The following is a 20,116-nucleotide window of genomic DNA, read 5'->3' as shown; positions in this document are numbered from 1 at the left end:
GGCGGGGACACGGCGTCCATCTGGTGGACGAATCGCCCGATCCGCTTCCGACCCGCGTCGTCACCGCGTACGCTCGTCGGCGTGCCCGCGCAACCGAATCTCTGGTGGCCCGCCGATCCGGCGGACCACTCGCGCGGGTAACTCCTGACGCGGCCGCCATCGAGGCGGCCACCGGCGTTTCCCGGGTTCCGCCCTCGCCCGGCGGCTCCCAGCCCGAGGAACGAGACCATGATCCTGCTGCACCAGCTGCTCACCGCTATCGCCGCCGGCGACGACCCGGGGCCCTTCGCGCTGATCCGCCGGGAGGGTGCCACCAACCTGGAGGTCTTCACCGGTGCGGTGCGCGTCGTCGACCGGCTCGCCGACATCGCCCTGCCGGCCGGTGGGCCGGGTCCCCGGACCCTCGCCCTGGTGCCGTACCGGCAGATAGCCGAACGCGGGTTCGCCTGCGTCGACGACGGTACGCCCCTGGAGTGCCTGGAGATCGGCGGGCACGGCCTGGTGCCGCTGACCGACGCGCTGGCGGCCCTGCCGGACGAGCCGGTACGGACCACCGCGGGCGGCGGGTTCGACATCTCCGACGAGGCGTACGCCGACACCGTCGGCCGGGTGCTCACCGACGAGATCGGCCGGGGCGAGGGGGCCAACTTCGTCATCCACCGCACCTACCGGGCGACCGTCGAGGGCCCCCCGCTGGCCGCGGCGCTGGCCGCCCTGCGTCGCCTGCTGGTCACCGAGCGGGGCGCGTACTGGACGTTCCTGGTGTACACCGGCGCGCGGATCCTGGTCGGTGCCAGCCCGGAACGGCACGTCAGCGTGGCCGACGGGCTGGTCATGATGAACCCGATCAGCGGCACCTTCAAGCACCCCGGGGCGGTCGCCGAGCGGGACGACCTGCTCCGCTTCCTCACCGACCCGAAGGAGATCGACGAGCTGTACATGGTGCTCGACGAGGAGCTGAAGATGATGGCCACCGTCGCCGACCACGGCGGCCAGGTCGTCGGGCCGTACCTGAAGGAGATGTCGCACCTGGCGCACACCGAGTACCTGCTGGCCGGGCGGGGCTCGCTGGACGTCCGCGACGTGCTGCGGGAGACCATGTTCGCGCCCACCGTCACCGGCAGCCCGATGGAGAACGCCTGCCGGGTGATCGCCCGGCACGAGCAGCAGGGCCGGCGCTACTACTCCGGGGTGCTGGCCATGCTGGGCCGGGACGAGGCCGGCCGGCAGACCCTGGACGCCCCGATCCTGATCCGCACCGCCGAGATCACCCCGGACGGGGAACTGCGGGTCTCCGTCGGGGCGACCCTGGTCCGGCACTCCACCGCCGAGGGTGAGGTGGCCGAGACGCACACCAAGGCGGCCGGGGTCCTGGCCGCGCTGGGGCTGCGCCCCGACGTGCCGGTGGTGGCCGGGGAACCGGTGCTCCGGCTGGCCGACGACCCGGCCGTCCGGGACGCCCTCGCCGCCCGCAACGACCGGCTGGCCCGGTTCTGGCTGGAGCAGCGGGTACCCGGCGCGACCGTGCTGCCCGCCCTCACCGGCCGGCGGACCCTCATCGTCGACGGGGAGGACACCTTCACCGGGATGCTCGCCCACCAGCTCCGCGCCCTCGGCCTGGAGGTGACCCTGCGCAACTGGCACCGGACCGGCCCGGTCGACGGGTACGACCTGGTGCTGGTCGGGCCCGGCCCGGGCGACCCGCGCCGGATCGACGAGCCGAAGATGGCCGCGCTGCGGCAGGTGCTCGCCGGGCAGCTCACCGCCGGCCGGCCGGTCCTGGCCGTCTGCCTCGGGCACCAGCTGCTCTCCGGCCTGCTGGGGCTGCCGTTGCACCGGCGCAGCGCCCCCTACCAGGGGCTGCAACGCGAGATCGACCTGTTCGGCGCGGTCCGCCGGGTCGGCTTCTACTCCACCTTCACCGCGCTGGCCGACGCCGACCGGGTGGACACCGGGTACGGGCCGGTGGACGTGGCCCGGGACGCCGCCGACGGGGCGGTACACGCGCTGCGCGGGTCGGGTTTCGCCGGGGTGCAGTTCCACCCCGAGTCGGTGCTCAGCTACGACGGGATGCGCATCCTCGCCGACCTGATCACCCACCTGCTGCCCGCCGTGCCGGCCTCCCCCACCCGCCACTGAAGGTGTAAGGAAGGGCCCCTTCCTATCGTTTTTTGTATAGGAAGGGGCCCTTCCTAACACCTCGGGCAGCGCGCGCCACCCGTCGGGCAGCTCGCCCTACGCCCCGGTCAGCTGTCGCCCAGTCCCTTGCGCAGGGCGGTACCCATCAGCACCGCGCGTCGGGCGGTCACCCCGGTCGCGGTGAGGGCGATGTCGTCCGGGGCGACCTCCCCGTTGTTGCTGGTGTGCGAGGCGCCGTACGGGTTGCCGCCGACGAACTGGCTGGGGTCGGTGTAGCCGGGGGCCACCACGACGCCACCCCAGTGGTAGAAGACGTGGAACATCGACAGCAGGGTCGCCTCCTGACCGCCGTGCGAGGTGGCGGTCGAGCAGAAGCCGGCGTACACCTTGTTGGCCAGCAGACCCTGCGCCCAGAGCGGCCCGGTCGCGTCGATGAACTGCTTGAGCTGGGCGGCCATCACCCCGTACCGGGTGGGGGTGCCCATGATCACCACGTCGGCCCAGGAGAGGTCGTCCGGTTGGGCCTCCATCACGTCCTGGGTCTCCAGGCGGTGGGCGTGCCAGCCGGAGTTGGACCGGATCGCCTCCTCCGGCGCCAGTTCGCGCACCTTGCGCAGGCGTACCTCCGCACCGGCCTCCTCGGCTGCCGTGCAGGCCGCCTGCGCCATCTGGTAGGTGATGCCGGTGGCGCTGTAGTAGATCACCGCGACCTTGGTACGACCCTCCATGGCGAGTGCTCCTCTCGTCCTTTTTGTGCCAGCTCCCGGCTCTACCCGTTAGTTGCAGCGTCAAACATCCCCCGGGAAGCTCGCGAAGCCGACAAAATCACTTGCCGAAGGGCCGGAACGCGCACCAGGCTTCGACCCATGCTGATCAGGACCGCCACCGACGAGGACTGGCCGGCGATCTGGCCGTTCCTGCGCCAGATCGTGGCCGCCGGGGAGACCTACACGCTGCCGCGCGACATCTCCGAGGAGTTCGCCCGGGAGATCTGGATGCTCGCTCCGCCGCACCGCACGGTGGTCGCCGTCGACGCGGACGGCACCGTGCTGGGCAGCGCCAAGATGAACCGCAACCACCTGGGTCCGGCCTCACACGTGGCCAGCGCGAGCTTCATGGTCGCGCCGGAGCACGGCGGTCGCGGGGTCGGGCGGGCGCTCGGCGCGTACGTCCTCGACTGGGCCCGCACCGAGGGTTACCGGTTCATGCAGTTCAACGCGGTGGTGGAGACCAACACCCGGGCGGTCGCGCTCTGGCAGTCGCTCGGCTTCGAGATCATGACCACCCTGCCCGAGGCGTTCCTGCACCCCACCAAGGGTTACGTGGGGCTGCACATCATGTACCAACGGCTCTGATTATCCGGTGGCGTTGCGGGAATGCCGCCGCATGCCGTTCATCACCGTCGGCGCCGAGAACTCGGCGCCCATCGACATCTACTACGAGGATCACGGGTCCGGTCAGTCGGTGGTGCTCATCCACGGTTTCCCGTTCAGCACGGCGTCCTGGGAGAAGCAGGTCGCCGCGCTCCTCCCGGCCGGCTACCGGACCATCGCCTACGACCGGCGCGGCTTCGGCAACTCCAGCCAGCCCGCCTCCGGGTACGACTACGACACCTTCGCGGCCGACCTGGACACCATCCTGACCGAGCTGGACCTGCGCGACGTGGTGCTGGTCGGTCACTCGATGGGTACCGGGGAGATCACCCGCTACCTGGGCAGCTACGGCTCGGGCCGGATCAGCCGGGCGGTGCTGCTCAGCCCGATTCCGCCGTACCTGCTGAAGACCCCGGACAACCCGCAGGGGGTGGAGCGGAGTCTCTTCGACGGGTTCATGCAGGCCATCCGGGACGACCGGTTCGCCTACCTGACCAGCTTCTGCGACAGCTTCTTCAACTACCGGCAGAACCGGGGACGGCTGGTCAGCGAGGAGGCGTACCGGGCGCACTGGAACGTGGGCGCGCAGGCGTCGGCGATCGGCACGCTGGCCTGCGTGGAGGCCTGGCTGACCGACTTCCGCGACGACGTGTCCCGGATCGACGTGCCGGTGCTGATCGTCCAGGGCGACGACGACCAGGTGCTGCCGTACCCGGTGACCGGGCAGCGGCTGCAACCGATGCTGCCGGGCAGCCGGCTGGTCACCCTCAAGGGCGCCCCGCACTCCATCCCGTGGACGAACGCCGACGACGTCAACCGGGAGATCCTCGCCTTCGTCACGGCGCCCGCTCCGGCGATGGCCCGCCGATAGCAACGGGCCGGTACCGCGCGACCGGACCACACGCGGCACCGGCCCGGAGGTTCCCGCTCGGCGCTGACCTCCATCAACCCCACCACCTGCGTATACATGCAGTGTATACGCGACGTGTATAGTCGCGGCCATGTCAATCGGACAGACATTTCTCGGTCTGCTGGAGGCCGGTCCCCGGCACGGCTACGACCTCAAACGCGCCTACGACGACCGCTTCGGCCGGGACCGGCCACTGCACTACGGACAGGTCTACGCCACCCTTTCCCGGCTGCTGAAGAACGGGCTGGTCGAGGTGGACGGAACCGAGCCCGGCGAGGGCCCGGAACGCAAGCGGTACGCCGTGACCGATGCCGGGGTGACGGACGTACAGCGCTGGCTGGCCAGCCCGGAGAAGCCCGACCCCTACCTCCAGTCCACCCTCTACACCAAGGTGGTGCTGGCCCTGGTCACCGGTCGACCCGCCAACGACCTGCTGGACACCCAGCGCGCCGAGCACCTGCGGCTGATGCGGGAGCTGACCCGCCGCAAGAACGACGGTGACCTCGCCGACCAGCTCGTCTGCGACCACGCACTGTTCCATCTGGAGGCCGACCTGCGCTGGCTGGAGCTGACCGCCGCCCGTCTCGACGACCTCCGCCGGGCGGTGACGTCATGACCGGCCCCCTCCTCGTCGCCGACGACCTGCACAGGTCGTTCGGCCCGACCCCGGCCCTGGCCGGTGCCTCGTTGTCCGTCGCGGCCGGCGAGATCGTCTCGATCATGGGTCCGTCCGGCTCCGGCAAGTCCACCCTGCTGCACTGCCTCGCCGGCATCGTGTCCCCGGACTCGGGACGGGTGGCGTACCAGGACCGGGACGTGGTGGCGATGTCCGACCGGGAGCGCAGCGCCCTGCGCCGCAGCCAGTTCGGCTTCGTCTTCCAGTTCGGCCAGCTCGTTCCCGAGCTCACCTGCCTGGAGAACGTCGCCCTCCCCCTGCGGCTGGAGCGGGTCCGACGCTCGGAGGCCGAGCGCCGCGCGAAGGACTGGCTGGACCGGTTGGAGGTGACCGAACTGGCCGGCAAGCGCCCCGGCGAGATCTCCGGTGGACAGGGGCAACGGGTCGCCGTCGCCCGCGCCCTGGTCACCGCACCCCGGGTGATCTTCGCCGACGAACCGACCGGCGCCCTGGACTCACTCAACGGCGAGCGGGTGATGCGGCTGCTCACCGGGGCCGCCCGTGACACGAGGGCCGCAGTGGTACTGGTGACCCACGAGGCACGGGTCGCCGCGTACGCCGACCGCGAGGTGGTGGTCCGCGACGGACGTACCCGGGACCTGGCGCGTACGGCATGAGAGAGCTGCTCATCGGCGCCCGGATGGCCGTCACCGGCGGCCGGGACGGCTGGACCCGGGCCCTGCTCACCGCCCTCGGCGTGGGCATCGGGGTGGCCATGCTGCTGCTGGCCGCCGCCGTGCCCGGTGCACTCGACGCCCGCCAGGCCCGTGGTGATGCCCGCGACGACCTCCGCCTGGGCGAGCCCGTCCCCGCCGCCGCCGACACCCTGCTCGTCGCCCCGCTGGAAACCGAGTTCCGGGGTCGACCCGTTCGCGGGCGGCTCCTGCGCCCCGAGGGTCCGCAGGCACCGGTCCCACCGGGGCTGACCGCCCTGCCCCGGGCCGGCGAGGCGGTCGTCTCCCCGGCGCTGAAGAAGGTGCTCGACTCCCCCGACGGGGACCTGTTCAGACCCCGGCTCGGTGGCGCCACGGTCACCGGCACCATCGGCGCGCAGGGCCTCGCCGGCCCACACGAACTCGCCTTCTACCTCGGTACCGACTCGCTCACCGACGGGCAGGCCGTGCGGCTCGACGCGTTCGGCGGTGGGCTGCCCGGCGAGGAACTCGGACCGGTCCTGATCCTGCTCGTCGTGGTCATCTTCGTCGTACTGCTGCTGCCCATCGCGGTCTTCCTGGGCACCGCCGTACGCTTCGGCGGCGAACGCCGGGACCGTCGCCTGGCCGCGCTGCGGCTGGTCGGCGCCGACACCGCGATGACCCGCCGGATCGCCGCCGGTGAGGCGGCGGCGGGAGCGCTGCTCGGCGTCGTGGTCGGTGCCGCGCTCTTCGCCCTCGCCCGCCAGGTGGCGCCGCTGGTGAGCCTCTGGGACATCAGCGTGTACGCCGCCGACGTACGCCCCGCCCCGGCCCTGGTGGCCGTGATCGTGCTGGGGGTACCGCTCGTCGCGGTGCTGGTGGGTCTGATCGCGTTGCGCGGTGTGCTCATCGAGCCGCTCGGCGTCACCCGGCGGGCCGTGGCACCGCGACGCCGGCTGTGGTGGCGGCTGATCCTGCCGGTGACCGGGCTCGCCCTGCTCTACCCGCTGATCGGCGGCATCCGGGACGGCGGTCGCGCCGACTACCAGGTCGCCGCCGGGGTGACCCTGCTGCTGATCGGATCGGTGGCGCTGCTGCCGTGGCTGGTGGACCTGACGGTACGCCGGTTGCGCGGCGGCCCGGTCGGCTGGCAGCTCGCCATCCGCCGGCTGCAACTCGACAGCGCCACCTCGGCCCGGCTGGTCAACGGCATCGCGGTGGCCGTGGCCGGCACCATCGCCCTGCAGATGCTCTTCGCCACCGTCGAGGACGAGTCCACCCGTAGCACGGGTCAGGACACCACCCGGGCCCAGGCAGCGGTGCAGCTCGCACCCCGGGTCGACGCGCCGGCCGCCCTGGCGCGGCTCCGTGCCACCCCGGGCCTGGGGCACAGCACCGGGACGCTCTGGGCGCTCGCCACCCCCGACCGGCCAGCGTCGACCGCCCCTTCACTCCTCGTCGACCTGCGCATCGGGGACTGCGCCGCACTGGCCGAGTACGCGCGGCTGGGCTCCTGCACCGATGGGGACGTCTTCCTGGTCCAGGGGCCGCCGGACGCCCCGCCGGTCGACGCGTTCACCCCCGGCACCCGGTTGCGGGTCGGTGACGGAGGTCAGGAGGGAGCCGGTGCCACCTGGAGCCTGCCCACCACGATGCCGACCGTGCCGGCCCGCGAGGACCCGTTCGGCGGGATCCAGGGTGCCATCCTGGCCACGCCGGCAGCGCTGCCGCTCACCGCACTCGGTCCGCTGGGTGTCGACTTCTTCGCCACCTTCGACCGGACCGCCCCGGACGCCCTGGAGCACCTGCGCAACGCCGGCGCGTCGATCGACCGGTTCGCCTCGGTCACCTCGATGTCCGCCACCACGGAGAACAACCGGTTCACCAACATCCGACGCGGGCTCTACATCGGGGCCACGCTGACCCTGCTGCTGATCGGTACGAGCATGCTGGTCGGCCTCCTGGAACAGCTCCGGGAACGACGCCGGCTGCTGGCGATGCTGGTCGCGGTCGGCACCCGGCGGACCACCCTGGCCTGGTCGGTGTTCTGGCAGGCGGCCGTCCCGGTGGTCATCGGTCTGGCCCTGGCGACGGGCTTCGGCATCGCCCTGGGGGCGGTGCTGCTGCGCATGGTCGGTACGTCGGTATCGGTCGACTGGTCGGTGGTCGGCCTCGCCACCGGGCTCGCCGCCGCCGTGGTCCTGCTGGCTGTCGGGTTGGGCCTGCCCGCGCTGTGGCGACTGCTGCGCGCCGACGGACTGCGTACCGACTGAGTGTCGGTCGGCGGTCCTATGCTGGGCCGGTTCCGACGGAAGAAGGGTGACGACGTGCCGTTGACCGGAGCCGAAGCGCTCGCCCTACGGATGAGCAGCCTGCTGCTGCGGCCCCACCCGACCGCACGACCGACCGGGGTGGCCGGGGTGGTCGAGTGGTTCGGCGCGATGCAGGCCCAGGACGTGGCGAGCGGCCACTGGTCGCTCGGCGTCCGACTGCCCGGGCACACCCTCACCGACGTGCTGGCCGCCCTGGAGGGGCGCGAGGCGATCCGCACCTGGCCGATGCGGGGCACGGTGCACCTGGTGCCGCCCCGGGACGCGCACTGGATGCTCGACCTGATGGGGGTACGCGCGCTGGCCGGGGCCGCCGCCCGCCGTGCGGTCATCGGGCTCACCGAGGCCGACGCCGAACGCGCGGTCGACGTGCTGGGGGCGGCGCTGGCCGGCGGTGGTCGGCTGACCCGTTCGCAGTGCCTGGCGCGGCTCACCGAGGCCGGCATCGACAACGCCGGCCAGCGCGGCTACCACCTGCTCTGGTACGCCAGCCAGCGCGGGGTCACCTGTGTCGCACCGAACGTCGGCAAGGAGCAGACCTTCGTCCTGCTCGACGAGTGGGTGCCGGATCCGGTCCGGCTGGACCGGGACGAGGCGCTGGCCACCATCGCGGTGCGCTACTTCCGCAGCCACGGGCCGACCACCCGGCAGGACTTCGCCGGCTGGACCGGGCTCACCGCGACCGACGCGAAACGGGGCATCGCCGCCGCCGGGGACGGGTTGACCACGGTACGGGTCGACGACGTGGAGATGGTCGTCGATCCTGCACTGCTCGACGCACCGCGTACCCCGGTGGACGACCTGGTCGCCCTGCCCGGGTTCGACGAGTACCTGCTGGGCTTCAAGGACCGGTCGCTGATGGTCGACCCGGCACACAAGCAGGCGATCATCCCGGGCGGCAACGGGGTGTTCCAGTCCACCGTGGTCCGGGGTGGCCGGGTGGTCGGCACCTGGAAACGCACCGTCACCAAGACCCGGGTCACGGTCACGGTCAACCCGCTGGTGGACGTCGACGCCGGGGAACGGACCCGGATCGAGGAGGCGTTCGCGCCGTACGGCCGGTTCATGGGCCAGCCGCTGCGGTTCGACTGGGCGGCATGACCGGCGACGGGTAGGGCACCGGGCCCACACCGGGAGACCGACACGGTGTCCCCGATGCGGGCCCGGAGGCCGCTCAGTCGGCGAGGGCTCCGGCGGAGCGCCCCTCGTGCAGGGTGAGGTTGCGCCCGTTCGCCGGGTCGAACAGGTGGATCTTCTCCAGGTTGCACCAGACCCGGCGCTGCTCCCCCTCGGCCACGGTCGACTCGGCCGACAGCCGGGTGACCAGGTTCGACCCGGCCCCGGTGAACTCGGCCGCCCCGCTGTCCGCCGCCAGTTCCTCCAGCTCGGCAGCGGTGGCCCGCTCCCCCTCGACAGTGAAGTAGACGTACTTGTCCGAGCCCATCGACTCGACGATGTCGACCGGTGCCGCGAACTCCACGCCCCGACGGCGGGTCTCGTCGTCGACCAGTTCGGCGTCCTCGAAGTGCTCCGGGCGGATGCCCACGATCAGCTCGCGGGGGGCGTTGCCCGCCTCCAGTTCCCGGCGCATCCGGTCACCGATCGGCAGTTCCCCGAGGGCGGTCCGCAGCCGCCCCTGCTCCGCCGTGGCCGGCAGGAAGTTCATCGACGGTGAGCCGATGAAGCCGGCGACGAAGAGGTTCGCCGGGTGGTCGTAGAGTTCCTGCGGCGGGCCGACCTGCTGCACCGCCCCGCCCCGCATGATCACCACCCGGTCGCCGAGGGTCATCGCCTCGGTCTGGTCGTGCGTGACGTAGACGGTGGTGGTGCCGAGCTTCTTCTGCAACCGGGACACCACGGTCCGCATCTGCACCCGCAGCTTCGCGTCGAGGTTCGACAGCGGCTCGTCCATCAGGAACGCCTTGGGCTGCCGGACGATGGCCCGGCCCATCGCCACCCGCTGCCGCTGACCACCGGAGAGGTTGGCCGGTCGGCGGTCCAGCAGTGCGGTCAGCTCCAGCACCTTGGCCGCCTCGTCGACCTTCCGGTCGATGGTCGCCTTGTCCAGCTTGGCCAGCTTCAAAGGGAAGGCCATGTTCTCCCGGACGGTCATGTTCGGGTAGAGCGCGTACGACTGGAACACCATCGCGATGTCCCGGTCCCGGGGGGCCTTGTCGTTGACCCGCTCACCGCCGATCCGCAGCTCACCGGAGCTGATGTCCTCCAGCCCGGCGATCATGTTGAGGGTGGTCGACTTCCCGCAGCCCGACGGGCCGACCAGGATGACGAACTCGCCGTCGGCGATCTCCAGGTCGACCTCGGAGACCGCCACGGTCCCGTCCGGGAACCGCTTGCCCACCTTGTCCAGCACGATGTCAGCCACGACTACCACCTATCCCTTGACGGCGCCGGAGGTCAGACCCGACACGATGCGGCGCTGGAAGAAGAGCACGAACAGGATGATCGGAACGGTGATCACCACGGCAGCCGCGGAGATCGCCCCGGTCGGGTCCTCGAACTGGGACTCGCCGGTGAAGAACGACAGCGCCACCGGTACCGTGCGGGACCGCTCGGTGGAGGTCAGCGAGATGGCGAAGAGGAAGTCGTTCCAGCAGAAGATGAAGACCAGGATCGCGGTGGTGAACACGCCCGGCGCGGCCAGTGGCGCGATCACCCGGCGGAACGCCTGCCCCTGGGTGGCGCCGTCCATCTTGGCCGCCTTCTCCAGGTCCCACGGGATCTGCTTGAAGAACGCCGACAGCGTGTAGATCGCCAGCGGCAGGGCGAAGGTGATGTACGGCAGGATCAGCCCCGGCCAGGTGTCGAAGAGGCCGAGCTGCCGCTCGATCTCGAACAGCGGCGACACCAGGGACACCTGGGGGAACATCGCGATCAGCAGGGAGACCCCGACGAGCAGCTTCTTGCCGGGGAAGTCCAGCCGGGAGATCGCGTACGCGGCCATGGTGCCGAGCACCACCGCGACGGCGGTGGCGATCAGCGCGATGCCGATCGAGTTGACCAGGGCCCGGACGAACTGGTCGGTGGCGAAGATCGTCCGGTAGTTCTCCAGGGTCCACTCCCGGGGGACGAACTTCCCGTCGGTGAGGGTGGCCGGGGTCTTGAACGACAGCGACATGATCCACAGCACCGGTACCAGCGCGAAGACGACCACGACGACGTCCAGCAGGCCCCAGCGCCACTTGGCCCCGGCGGGGGTGTCCAGGCTTGCCATCAGCGCCTCTCCTCATCCGCGCTGCCGGGGGCAGCGGTACCGAACAGCTTCACGAAGACGAACGCGATGACCGCCACGGTGAGGAAGATCAGCACCGACATGGTGGAACCGATGCCGAGGTTGAGCCCGCGCATCAGGTTGTTGTAGGCGAGCATCGACACCGAGGAGGTCTCGTTGCCACCGGCGGTCAGCACGTAGATGTTGTCGAAGACCCGGAACGCGTCCAGCGTGCGGAAGAGCAGGGCGACCAGGATCGCCGGCTTCATCACCGGCAGCATCACCTTCGTGAACCGCTGCCAGGTGGTGGCCCCGTCCATCGACGCCGCCTTGAGCAGGTCCTCCGGTACCAGTGCCAGCCCGGCCATCAGCAGCAGGGCCATGAACGGGGTGGTTTTCCAGATCTCCGCGAGCATGATGATCGCCAGCGAGCTGGCCCGCTCGGTGAGCGGCGCCCCCTCGCTGAACAGGTTCGCCAGGTAGCCGGTGCCGGGCGTCCAGGCGTACCGCCAGGAGAACGCGGCGACGACCGTGACGATGCCGTACGGGATCAGCGCGGCGGTCCGGACGATGCCCCGACCGACCAGGGTCCGGTGCATGATGATCGCCAGCCCCATGCCGAGCACCAGTTCGACGGCGACGGTGACCACCGTGATCAGCATGGTCACGCCGAACGCGGTCCACCAGAAACCGTTGGTCAGCACGGTCACGTAGTTGTCCAGCCCGACGAACTCCCGCTGGTCGGGGAACTTCAGGTCGAAGCGCTGCAACGACAACCAGATCGAGTAGAGGATCGGGTACGCGGTCACCGCGACCATGACCAGCGCGGCGGGTGCGCAGAGCAGCCAGCCCAGCCGGCGCTCGGCCTTCTTCCCCTCGCTCAGCGGCGCCTTCCGACCGCTCCGGGCCGGACCGGTGGCGGCCGGCTCGCGGGGCGCGGCCCGCTCGGTGCCCTCCTGGACCAGCTCCGCGCCGAGCGGCGTGGCGCTCTGACTCTGACTCGTCACCTGGGCCTCCTCTGTTCGCGGATGCGGGGCTCGCTCCGCTCCACTCGCATTCCGGCGCCGCCGCGTCCCACGCGAGCCTCCCCGGAACGCTCGCTCCTCCCGCTCACGGCAACACTCCCTTGGACTCCAGGGCGTCCTGGATCTGGTCCCGCAGCTCGTCGGCGGTGGCCTTCGGGTCGATCGACGACGGCGGGGAGAGCGTGGCCGACATGACCGTGGAGACGTTCTGGTACGCGGGGGTCAGCGGCCGGGTCGCGGCGTCCTTCAGCTCCGCGAGGATGGTCTCCTTCATCGGGTACGCCTCGGCCATCTCCGGGTCGGCGTAGATGCTCTCGATGGTCGGCGGTACCCCGTCGTTGATCGCGGAGAACTTCTGGTGCTCGGCGTTACGCAGGCAGCGGGCGGCCTCGAAGGACTCCCGGGGGTGCGTCGAGTAGGCGCTGACCGCCAGGTTGACGCCGCCGATGGTGACCCGGCTCGGGGTGTCCGCGTCGATGCCCGGGTACCGCGCCCACTTGACCTTCTTCGCCAGCTCCGGGTCGGCCTCCTGCAACGCGGGGTACACGAACGGCCAGTTGACCTGGAAGGCGCCGTTGCCGGCCTGGAACTCCAGCCGGACCGGGTCCTCGGTGGCGTTGCTGAACGACGCCGAGGTCACGCCCGACGTGGCGAACCGCTTGAGCTGCTCCAGGGCCTTGACCGCGCCGTCGTCCAGCACGGCCCGGGTACCGTCGGCGTTGATGATCTCGCCGCCGGCGCTGGCGACCAGGGTGTTGTAGAGCACGGCCAGGCCCTCGTACTGCGCGCCCATGGTCAGCACCTGGTACGGCTTGCCCTGCCCCTTGAGGTCCTGGGCCTGCTTGATCATCTCGTCCCAGGTCCGTGGCGGTTCCGGAACCAGGTCGCTGCGGTACCAGAGCAGTTGCACGTTGGTGTTCTTCGGCGCCCCGAAGAGCTTGTCCTGGTACCGCGCGGTCTCCAACGGGCCGGCCAGCGTGCCGCGCTCGGCGTCGGCGGCGTCCTCCCCGGTCCACTCCCGGATCCAGTCGGCGCTGGCGAACTCCTGGGTCCAGGTCACGTCCAGACCCAGCACGTCCATCCCGGTGTCCTCGGCGGCGAGCCGGCGGACCAGCTGCACCCGCTGGTCGTCGGCCTGCCGGGGCAACACCCGGTAGGCGATCCGGTACCGCCCCTGTGCCTGCGCGTTGCAGTTCTCCACCACCTTGGCGAGGTTCTGCTCCGGCGGGTAGTACAGGTTGATCGTCGGTACCCCGCCGTCCCCACCCGAACCGCAGGCCGCCAGCGGCGCCACCAGGGCGACCGCGGCGGCGGCTGCCGCCAGCCGGACGCGCGGACGCCGCCGGTGCAGACCGGTCTCGGGGTCGCTCATGATCCCTCCCCCTCTCGTCGGCGAACAGCCGGAGAGGTTCCGTGCCCCGGCGCACGGCGAACCGACCGGTACCCCGGTCGGGACTGTTCCGACGCGGACACCTGGCGTTTCGTGGCCCCCTCACTGCCCGTAACGGCCGAGCGCGAAACCTCCCGGGTCGAAGACGGGTCCGTAGCCGGGAACGGACAGCGCGTCCGGTCGACCGGAGATCCACCGCCGATTAGGCTCGATGGATGGATGCCACCTTCTTCCTCGACCCCGTCTGCCCCTTCACCTGGCGGACCTCCCGCTGGCTGGTCTCGGTAGCCGAAGCCCGCTCGCTGACCATCGAGTGGCGCGCGTTCAGCCTGACCATCCTCAACGGCGGTCGGATCGACCCGATGATGCAGGAGTCGATGACCGCGTCCAACCGGTCGTTGCGCCTGATCGAGGCGCTGCGGGCGGAGGGCCGGGGGGACGACGCCGGCCGGTTCTACGCCGAGTTGGGTGCCCGCAGCCACGACGCGGGCAGTCCGCTGTCGGCCGACATCGTGGCCGCCGCCGTCGAGGCGGCCGGGCTGGAGAAGTCCGCCGAGGCACTGGACGACGAACGGTGGGACGCGGCGGTCGCCGAGTCGCACGCCCTGGCGTACTCCTCGGCCGGTCCGGACATCGGTTCACCGGTGCTGATGGTGCCCGGCGCCGAGCGGGGCATCCACGGCCCGATCCTCACCGAGGTGCCCGACACCGCCGACGGGGTGGCCGTCTGGGACGCCATGCTGCCGCTGCTGAAGCTGCCCGCGTTCCACGAGATCAAGCGCGGTCGCCGGTAACCCCACCCTCCTCCGGGTCGACCGCCCCGGGCGTGGCCGCTGCCCGCCCGGGGCGGTCGTGTTCTCCCCCCGCCGTCGTCCCGACCACCGGTGGTGCCGCCGCGTGGGACGTCCTACCCGTTGCGTTCCCGGTCGACTACCGTTTCTGGTGCTCACCACCAGCGCGTCGCCGCCGTCGTCGATTCGCCTGAAACCGACTCAGTGCCCACCCGATCGGTCCGTCTTTACGGATTCCGCAGCTGCCGGTGGATCGGGTTGGGCAGGATCGTCTTCAACGAGGAGGTGCCGCCGTGCAGGACACCCGCGCCCTCACCCTGTCGTTCGAGGTCAACGGCCTGCCCCCGGTCAAGACCGAGGCCCTGTCGATCTTCGCTGCCGGGCACCGGCAGGCGACCCGGGTCCGGGCACTGCTGGAGGCGGCCTGCGCCGCCGCGCAGCGTACCGGTTGGACCCCGCTCACCGGTCCGGTCGAAGTGGACCTGACCCTGCGCTGCCCACCCGGGCACCGCACCTCGGACGCCACCACCCTGCTCGGTGGGGTCTGTGCCGTCCTCGCGGACAAGAAGCGGGTCGCCACCATCGGCCTGGCCCACCTGGGGGTACTCGTGGATGTCGCGCTCTACCGGGACGACCGGCAGATCCGCCGGTTGACCTACCGGGAGGAGCCGGCGGAGGAGATGTCCTACGAGGTACGCGTCACCGCAGTACCGAACGTGGTTTGACCGACGGCCGCGGTGGGGTACCGCGGACGCCGACGAAGGGAGCGCCGATGTCGGAACCACATGTCACGCTCGACCCGAGCGGGCTCACCCCGACGCAGCAGAAGCTGCGTGGCCCGCTGGAGGAGCAGCTGACGTCGGCGCTGCGGGTGGCCACCGAACGGGTCCGCACGGAGTACGCGGGCGAACCGGTGGAGCAGGTCTGCCAGCGGCTGCTCGACGAGACCCGGCACGGCCTGCACCCGGACATCGCCGCCGGTTGGCAGCCGGACATGGACGAGTTCTGCCGGGTCGCCGTGGCGATCGTCCGGGGCGGGGCCGGCTGACCCCGAGGGGTCAGCGAATGGGTTGCCGCCCGGCTCCGGCCGTGACGGGACCCGGCTCCGGCCGTCAGAAGTACCCGGGCCCGGCCGTCAGAAGTGCCCGAGCAGGTCACGGAAGGCGGCCAGCCGTAGCACCTGCTCGTCGGCCGGGTCCAGCTCGTCGTGCTCCAGCACCCAGGTGTTGTCGTTCGGGATGAACACCGCGTTCATCCCGACCGACCGGGCCGGGAGGATGTCCGACTTCGGGGAGTTGCCGATCATCCAGGTCCGCTCGACGGTCAGCCCGTGCTGGTCGACCAGCCAGCGGTACGTCCGGACGTCCTTCTCCGGCACGATGTGGGTGGTCCGGAAGTGGTGGGCCAGCCCGGACGCGTCGAGCTTGCGGCGCTGCTCCTCCTGGTCACCCTTGGTGAGCAGCAGCAGGTCGTGCCGCCCGCCCAGCTCGGCCAGCGTCTCCGCCACCCCCGGCACCAGTTCGACCTGCCCGTGCCGGAGCGCCACCGCCAGGTCGTCGATCTCCCGGCGCTCGGCCTCGGTGGCCGGTCGTTCCCGCAGCCGTTCGAAGCACTCGCCGAGGCTGTGCAGGAACACCCGGCTGCCGTACCCGTGGACCACCGTGTTGGCCCGCTCGATGTCGTCGAGGATGGACCGGATCTCGACCCGGTCCAGGGTCGGGTGGGCCACCCAGTCCAGAAAGTCGTCGATGACCCGCTCGAAGAGGACGTTGTTCTCCCAGAGGGTGTCGTCCGCGTCGAACACGAGCACCTGCCCTGCCCGCCGCCCGCTGCCGATCCCGCCGATCCGACCCGTCATCGTCGCTCCCGTCCGCGCCCGTCCCGTCGCCGCCGGGACGGTATCCGATCGCCTTGCCGGGCGCCCGGATTTTCCGGCGTCGTGTCCGGCGCACCGGCCGGTCAGCAGGGGCCGAGTGCAGCGGTCAGCAGGGGCTGAGTGACCGCCGGGAACGCCCCACAGGGCGGGCCGCCATCTCCCCCGCGTACTCCCGGGCCAGCTCCGGCAGCCGGTAGTGGCCGGGTCCGACCGGATCGGCCAGGTGCACGTCGACGAGTTCCTCCAGGGCACGCCAGGCCCGCTGCCGGGACACCCCGAGGTGGACCGCCGTCTCCTCGGCGCCGGCCGTCGGCCCGGGCAGCTCACCGAGCAGCCGGAAGGCCCGGGCCGCCAGCTCGTCGCTGGCCCGGACCAGTTCGTACCCGGTGGCCAGGCTGTCGCGTACCGACAGGTCGCCGTAGACCAGCGAGTCGAGTCGGCTGCCCGGGTCGGTGAGCTGCTCCACCAGCATCCCGATCGGCCAGTCCAGCCGGGCGGCCAACCGCGCCCCGGCGATCCGCAGCGCCAGGGGCGAACCGTCGCAGAGCCGGATCAGCTCGGCGGCACCGGCCGGGTCGGCGGCGAGTCGCCCGGCGCCGACCAGCGCACCGAGCAACGACCGGGCGTCGGCGTCGGGCAGGCCACCCACCGGCACCCGGCGTACCCCGTCCAGCCCGGCCAGCCGACGTCGCCCGACCACGATCAGGCCGGGGCCGGGCCCGGCCGGCACCAGCGGCCGGACCTGGGCCGCGCTGCTCACCCCGTCCACCACCACCAGCACCCGCCGGCAGGCCACCATCGAGCGGTACCGGCCGGCCCGCTCGTCGGGGCGTACCGGCAGCTCGGCGTCGAGCAGCCCGAGGGAGCGCAGCGCACGGGCCAGCACCTCACCGGCGGGTACCGTCGGTGAGTCGGCGAGGTCGATCCAGACCTGCCCGTCGGGGAAGTCGTCGGCGAGCCGGTGCGCGGCGCGTACCGCGAGGGTGGACTTGCCGCTGCCACCGGCACCGCAGACCACCACCGCGGCCGGTGCGGGCGCCGCGACGTCCCGCACGGCCGCGACCACCGCCGCCACCTCCCGGGTACGCCCGACGAAGCTGACCAGGTCGGCGGGGAGTTCCCGGGGGCCGGTGGGGCGTGGTTCCCCGGCCGGTTCCCGCAGGGTCAGACCGGTCTGGGGCCCGGTCAACTCGGGTGCCCGGTCCAGGACCGCCCGGTGCAGGGCGACGAGTTCCGGGCCGGGTTCCATGCCGAGCCGGGCGACCAGGACGGCCCGGGCATCCCGGTAGGCGTTCAGTGCCGCCGCCGGGTCACCGCTGCGGTAGAGGGCAATCATCAACTGCCCCCAGGCCCGCTCGCGCAGCGGATGGCGGTCCAGGTGCCGGCGCAGGCTGCCGACCAGCTCGTGGTGCTCGCCGCCGGCCAGCCGCGCCTCGGCCAGGTCCTCGACGACGTGCAGCCGGTCCTCGTCCAGACCGCACAGGGCCACGTCGAGCGCGGTGCCCCGGGGCAGGTCGTCGCCGGCCGGGCCACGCCACAGGCCCAGCGCGGCGGTGAGCCGACGGACCGCCGTGTCGGTCCGGCCGGTGGCGAGGGCGGTACGCCCCTCGGTGGTCAACTGGCGGAACGCGGTGACGTCCAGCTCGTCCGGGGAGAGGGTCAACTGGTATCCACCGGGGCGGGACACGATCCGGTGCCCGAGCACCCGGCGCAGTGCGGCGGCATGGTTGCGCAGATTGGGTATCACCGACCGGGGCGGCGGACCGGCCCAGGCCACCTCGGCCAGCCGGTGCAACGGGACGGGCTGGTTGGCGTCGAGCGCGAGCCCGGCGAGCAGCGCCCTCCGCTTCGCCGAGCCCAACGCCACGGCCTGACCGTCATTGTGCAGCTCAACCGGACCGAGCAGTTTCACGTCGATACGCACGAGCCGCTCCCCCGTTCGACGTTCAGCGCCGCCCCAGGCTAGGAGCAGTAGCTGAACCGGACAAGGTGCGGTATCGCCTCGGACGGCGTGATGAATGTCCAGTTCGAAAAGTGCTATTCCGACGTAACATTTCGGAACCTGTCGACGCTGTCGAGTGGTCACCTGGCCCGCTGCTTACGCTGCCGCCACACGGTGAGCTGGGCCCGGGCCATGGCCACCCGGGGGCACCAACCGTCCGGGCCGCACCGGCGGCACCGGTTGCGTTGATGGAAGTCGAGCACGTAGCCGGCGAGCTGGATGACGAACGGTGCCTCAGCCACGGTACGCGCCCGACCGCTGGTTCCACGACAGCCGGGCGGCTCCCGGCCGCTGTACGCCGGCGCCACGGTCGGGCGGCTCCCCGGAGCCGTGTCCGGGTGGCTCGTCGGCTTCCTCCGGTGGGGCGGGTCGGCCGTAGCCGCCCGCGCGGTGCGGGTAACCGGTGGCCGGGCCGATCTCGTCGATCGCGCCGTTCCGGCGTTGGAACCATTTCCACTTCATGATCGCTGTCCTTGTTGGATGGTCGGCTAATTGCGACACGGCACCCCGACACCCAGCGGGGAAGATGAGCCGGGGATGCCGTGCCGCCTGCTACTTTTCCGTACCAGCAATTCGCTTAGCAATCACTCCGCGGCGAGCTGGCTGCACTTTCTGACCGTTGCGGCATATCGGGTATCACGCCGGGCGCAATTCTGCGTCAAAATGAGACACGATGGAGGAGAGTCGATGGAAGAAACCGGATCGACGGTGCCACGCCGACAGCTCGGCCGGTTGCTCCGCCAGTCCCGGGAGTCGGCCGGCATCGGCCTGGAGGCCGCCGCCGCCGAGCTGGAGTGGTCCCGGGCCAAGATGTACCGCATCGAGTCCGGGCAGGCTCCGGTGCGGACCCTCGACGTGGAGCAGATGTGCCGGCTCTACGACGCCTCCGCCGAGTTGACCGGGGTGCTGGTCGGGCTGGCCCGGGAGAGCAAGGCCAAGGGCTGGTACCACGCCTACGGTGAGGTCATCCCGGCCTGGTTCGAGCTGTTCGTCGGCCTGGAGGCGACCGCCCGCCGGATCCGCACGTACCAGCAGGCCCTGGTACCCGGCCTGCTCCAGACCCCGGAGTACGCCACCGTTGCGGTCCAGGCCACTCCGGGACTCACCGAAGTTGAGGTCGAACGGACGGTGCAGCTACGGATCGAGCGGCAGCGGGTCCTCGCCCGCCGCCGCCCGGCGGCCCCCACCCTGGAGGCGGTCGTCGAGGAGGCGGTGCTGCGCCGACGCCATCCCACGATGCTCCGGCAGCTCGACCACCTGCTCGCGGTCGGCCAGCAGCCGAACGTCTCCCTCCGGGTGCTGCCGCTGGGCTGTGCGCCCTCACACGGGGCGACCGCCGGCAGTTTCGTCATCTTCGACTTCCCCACCGTCGGCGCCCGGCCGGCCGACCCGACGACCATCTACCACGAGTCGCTCACCGGGGCGCTCTACCTCGACCGGGTGGAGGAGGTGCGCGCCTACGCTGAGGCGTGGAAGGCGTTCGGTATCAACGCGTTGAACGAGGACGACTCCCGCAAACTGCTGGAGACCATCAAGGAGGAGCACCGTGCCTGACCTGACCGGCGCGATCTGGCGCAAGAGCACCCGCAGCGGTGGTCAGGGCGACTGCGTCGAGGTCGCCGACAACCTGACCGGCATCGTCGGCGTACGCGACAGCAAGGACCCCGACGGCCCCGCCCTCACCTTCACCCCCGCCGCCTGGACGGCGTTCCTGCACACGGTCCGGCGCGACCGCTGAGC

21 protein-coding genes are annotated in these 20,116 nt (G+C 71.6%); 12 read left to right on the top strand and 9 right to left on the bottom strand.

The genetic code is table 11. From position 1 onward, the window contains the following. Window positions 1–228 precede the first annotated feature (228 nt). On the top strand, window positions 229–2,139 hold the full coding sequence (locus GSF22_RS14215; protein ID WP_208814037.1) for a chorismate-binding protein: 1,911 nt from the start codon (window positions 229–231) through the stop codon (window positions 2,137–2,139). 107 nt (window positions 2,140–2,246) lie between these two features. Here GSF22_RS14215 and wrbA read toward each other — a convergent pair whose 3' ends face one another. After that, window positions 2,247–2,867, bottom strand: a complete 621-nt coding sequence (gene wrbA / locus GSF22_RS14210; protein ID WP_208814036.1) for an NAD(P)H:quinone oxidoreductase — start codon at window positions 2,865–2,867, stop codon at window positions 2,247–2,249. Window positions 2,868–3,005: 138 nt separating this feature from the next. Here wrbA and GSF22_RS14205 point away from each other — a divergent pair, with 138 nt between their 5' ends. From GSF22_RS14205 to GSF22_RS14180, 6 genes are all read left to right on the top strand, one after another. Continuing rightward, a complete protein-coding gene (locus GSF22_RS14205) occupies window positions 3,006–3,494 on the top strand; it encodes a GNAT family N-acetyltransferase (RefSeq protein ID WP_208814035.1) in 489 nt (162 codons plus the stop codon). Between the two features lie 31 nt (window positions 3,495–3,525). Further along, window positions 3,526–4,383: an alpha/beta fold hydrolase gene (locus tag GSF22_RS14200; RefSeq protein ID WP_208814034.1), complete on the top strand. Its 858-nt coding sequence runs from the start codon at window positions 3,526–3,528 to the stop codon at window positions 4,381–4,383. A gap of 130 nt (window positions 4,384–4,513) precedes the next feature. After that, window positions 4,514–5,038, top strand: a complete 525-nt coding sequence (locus GSF22_RS14195; RefSeq protein ID WP_208814033.1) for a PadR family transcriptional regulator — start codon at window positions 4,514–4,516, stop codon at window positions 5,036–5,038. Then, complete coding sequence (locus GSF22_RS14190; RefSeq protein WP_208814032.1) at window positions 5,035–5,715, top strand: ABC transporter ATP-binding protein; 681 nt, start codon at window positions 5,035–5,037, stop codon at window positions 5,713–5,715. Before GSF22_RS14195 ends, GSF22_RS14190 begins: the two co-directional genes overlap by 4 nt. After that, window positions 5,712–8,006 carry an ABC transporter permease gene (locus GSF22_RS14185; protein WP_208814031.1) on the top strand — a complete coding sequence of 765 codons (2,295 nt, stop codon included), beginning with the start codon at window positions 5,712–5,714 and terminating at the stop codon, window positions 8,004–8,006. Before GSF22_RS14190 ends, GSF22_RS14185 begins: the two co-directional genes overlap by 4 nt. A gap of 90 nt (window positions 8,007–8,096) precedes the next feature. Continuing rightward, window positions 8,097–9,164 (top strand): winged helix DNA-binding domain-containing protein, encoded by a 1,068-nt coding sequence (locus GSF22_RS14180; RefSeq protein WP_208814040.1) that lies wholly within the window; start codon window positions 8,097–8,099, stop codon window positions 9,162–9,164. A gap of 73 nt (window positions 9,165–9,237) precedes the next feature. On the opposite strand, the gene GSF22_RS14175 is transcribed toward GSF22_RS14180, so the two are convergent. From GSF22_RS14175 to GSF22_RS14160, 4 genes are all read right to left on the bottom strand, one after another. Beyond that, window positions 9,238–10,446, bottom strand: coding sequence for an ABC transporter ATP-binding protein (locus GSF22_RS14175; RefSeq protein WP_208814030.1), 1,209 nt, complete (start codon window positions 10,444–10,446; stop codon window positions 9,238–9,240). A 9-nt stretch (window positions 10,447–10,455) separates the two neighbouring features. Then, window positions 10,456–11,295, bottom strand: a complete 840-nt coding sequence (locus tag GSF22_RS14170; protein ID WP_208814029.1) for a carbohydrate ABC transporter permease — start codon at window positions 11,293–11,295, stop codon at window positions 10,456–10,458. Continuing rightward, window positions 11,295–12,299 (bottom strand): carbohydrate ABC transporter permease, encoded by a 1,005-nt coding sequence (locus GSF22_RS14165; RefSeq protein WP_439957778.1) that lies wholly within the window; start codon window positions 12,297–12,299, stop codon window positions 11,295–11,297. The genes GSF22_RS14170 and GSF22_RS14165 overlap by 1 nt, the downstream gene beginning before the upstream one ends. A 103-nt stretch (window positions 12,300–12,402) precedes the next feature. Then, entirely contained in the window at window positions 12,403–13,689 is a 1,287-nt protein-coding gene (locus GSF22_RS14160; protein WP_208814028.1) for an ABC transporter substrate-binding protein, read from the bottom strand. Window positions 13,690–13,922: 233 nt separating this feature from the next. On the opposite strand from GSF22_RS14160, the gene GSF22_RS14155 reads away from it, so the two are divergent. From GSF22_RS14155 to GSF22_RS14145, 3 genes are all read left to right on the top strand, one after another. Next, entirely contained in the window at window positions 13,923–14,501 is a 579-nt protein-coding gene (locus GSF22_RS14155; RefSeq protein WP_208814027.1) for a mycothiol-dependent nitroreductase Rv2466c family protein, read from the top strand. A gap of 290 nt (window positions 14,502–14,791) precedes the next feature. Then, a complete protein-coding gene (locus GSF22_RS14150) occupies window positions 14,792–15,223 on the top strand; it encodes a hypothetical protein (protein WP_208814026.1) in 432 nt (143 codons plus the stop codon). A 47-nt stretch (window positions 15,224–15,270) separates the two neighbouring features. After that, the gene (locus GSF22_RS14145) at window positions 15,271–15,546 is read left to right on the top strand and encodes a hypothetical protein (RefSeq protein WP_208814025.1); all 276 of its coding nucleotides are present in this window, start codon (window positions 15,271–15,273) and stop codon (window positions 15,544–15,546) included. 87 nt (window positions 15,547–15,633) lie between these two features. Here GSF22_RS14145 and GSF22_RS14140 read toward each other — a convergent pair whose 3' ends face one another. From GSF22_RS14140 to GSF22_RS14125, 4 genes are all read right to left on the bottom strand, one after another. Continuing rightward, complete coding sequence (locus tag GSF22_RS14140) at window positions 15,634–16,356, bottom strand: HAD family hydrolase (RefSeq protein ID WP_244367378.1); 723 nt, start codon at window positions 16,354–16,356, stop codon at window positions 15,634–15,636. A gap of 124 nt (window positions 16,357–16,480) precedes the next feature. Further along, window positions 16,481–18,298, bottom strand: a complete 1,818-nt coding sequence (locus GSF22_RS14135; RefSeq protein ID WP_208814024.1) for an AfsR/SARP family transcriptional regulator — start codon at window positions 18,296–18,298, stop codon at window positions 16,481–16,483. A gap of 158 nt (window positions 18,299–18,456) precedes the next feature. Further along, window positions 18,457–18,618, bottom strand: a complete 162-nt coding sequence (locus GSF22_RS14130) for a hypothetical protein (RefSeq protein WP_208814023.1) — start codon at window positions 18,616–18,618, stop codon at window positions 18,457–18,459. After that, a complete protein-coding gene (locus tag GSF22_RS14125; RefSeq protein WP_208814022.1) occupies window positions 18,611–18,838 on the bottom strand; it encodes a hypothetical protein in 228 nt (75 codons plus the stop codon). The genes GSF22_RS14130 and GSF22_RS14125 overlap by 8 nt, the downstream gene beginning before the upstream one ends. 225 nt (window positions 18,839–19,063) lie before the next feature. On the opposite strand from GSF22_RS14125, the gene GSF22_RS14120 reads away from it, so the two are divergent. Together GSF22_RS14120 and GSF22_RS14115 are read left to right on the top strand one after the other, a co-directional pair. Further along, window positions 19,064–19,930 (top strand): helix-turn-helix domain-containing protein, encoded by an 867-nt coding sequence (locus GSF22_RS14120; protein ID WP_208814021.1) that lies wholly within the window; start codon window positions 19,064–19,066, stop codon window positions 19,928–19,930. Continuing rightward, a complete protein-coding gene (locus GSF22_RS14115) occupies window positions 19,923–20,114 on the top strand; it encodes a DUF397 domain-containing protein (protein ID WP_208814020.1) in 192 nt (63 codons plus the stop codon). Before GSF22_RS14120 ends, GSF22_RS14115 begins: the two co-directional genes overlap by 8 nt. Window positions 20,115–20,116: the final 2 nt, after the last annotated feature.

This window comes from Micromonospora echinofusca, assembly GCF_017614955.1.
GTDB lineage: Bacteria > Actinomycetota > Actinomycetes > Mycobacteriales > Micromonosporaceae > Micromonospora > Micromonospora echinofusca_A.
This window is presented reverse-complemented; position numbering and strand designations above follow the sequence as displayed.

What these genes read in the sequence shown, in the direction of transcription:
- GSF22_RS14200 (WP_208814034.1), top strand. Translation starts at nt 3,526, where the DNA reads ATGCCGTTCATCACCGTCGGCGCCGAGAACTCGGCGCCCATCGACATC.
- GSF22_RS14195 (WP_208814033.1), top strand. Translation starts at nt 4,514, where the DNA reads ATGTCAATCGGACAGACATTTCTCGGTCTGCTGGAGGCCGGTCCCCGG.
- GSF22_RS14155 (WP_208814027.1), top strand. Translation starts at nt 13,923, where the DNA reads ATGGATGCCACCTTCTTCCTCGACCCCGTCTGCCCCTTCACCTGGCGG.
- GSF22_RS14140 (WP_244367378.1), bottom strand. Translation starts at nt 16,356, where the DNA reads ATGACGGGTCGGATCGGCGGGATCGGCAGCGGGCGGCGGGCAGGGCAG.
- GSF22_RS14120 (WP_208814021.1), top strand. Translation starts at nt 19,064, where the DNA reads ATGGAAGAAACCGGATCGACGGTGCCACGCCGACAGCTCGGCCGGTTG.
- wrbA (WP_208814036.1), bottom strand. Translation starts at nt 2,867, where the DNA reads ATGGAGGGTCGTACCAAGGTCGCGGTGATCTACTACAGCGCCACCGGC.
- GSF22_RS14215 (WP_208814037.1), top strand. Translation starts at nt 229, where the DNA reads ATGATCCTGCTGCACCAGCTGCTCACCGCTATCGCCGCCGGCGACGAC.
- GSF22_RS14190 (WP_208814032.1), top strand. Translation starts at nt 5,035, where the DNA reads ATGACCGGCCCCCTCCTCGTCGCCGACGACCTGCACAGGTCGTTCGGC.
- GSF22_RS14160 (WP_208814028.1), bottom strand. Translation starts at nt 13,689, where the DNA reads ATGAGCGACCCCGAGACCGGTCTGCACCGGCGGCGTCCGCGCGTCCGG.
- GSF22_RS14170 (WP_208814029.1), bottom strand. Translation starts at nt 11,295, where the DNA reads ATGGCAAGCCTGGACACCCCCGCCGGGGCCAAGTGGCGCTGGGGCCTG.
- GSF22_RS14185 (WP_208814031.1), top strand. Translation starts at nt 5,712, where the DNA reads ATGAGAGAGCTGCTCATCGGCGCCCGGATGGCCGTCACCGGCGGCCGG.
- GSF22_RS14180 (WP_208814040.1), top strand. Translation starts at nt 8,097, where the DNA reads ATGAGCAGCCTGCTGCTGCGGCCCCACCCGACCGCACGACCGACCGGG.
- GSF22_RS14125 (WP_208814022.1), bottom strand. Translation starts at nt 18,838, where the DNA reads ATGAAGTGGAAATGGTTCCAACGCCGGAACGGCGCGATCGACGAGATC.
- GSF22_RS14145 (WP_208814025.1), top strand. Translation starts at nt 15,271, where the DNA reads ATGTCGGAACCACATGTCACGCTCGACCCGAGCGGGCTCACCCCGACG.
- GSF22_RS14205 (WP_208814035.1), top strand. Translation starts at nt 3,006, where the DNA reads ATGCTGATCAGGACCGCCACCGACGAGGACTGGCCGGCGATCTGGCCG.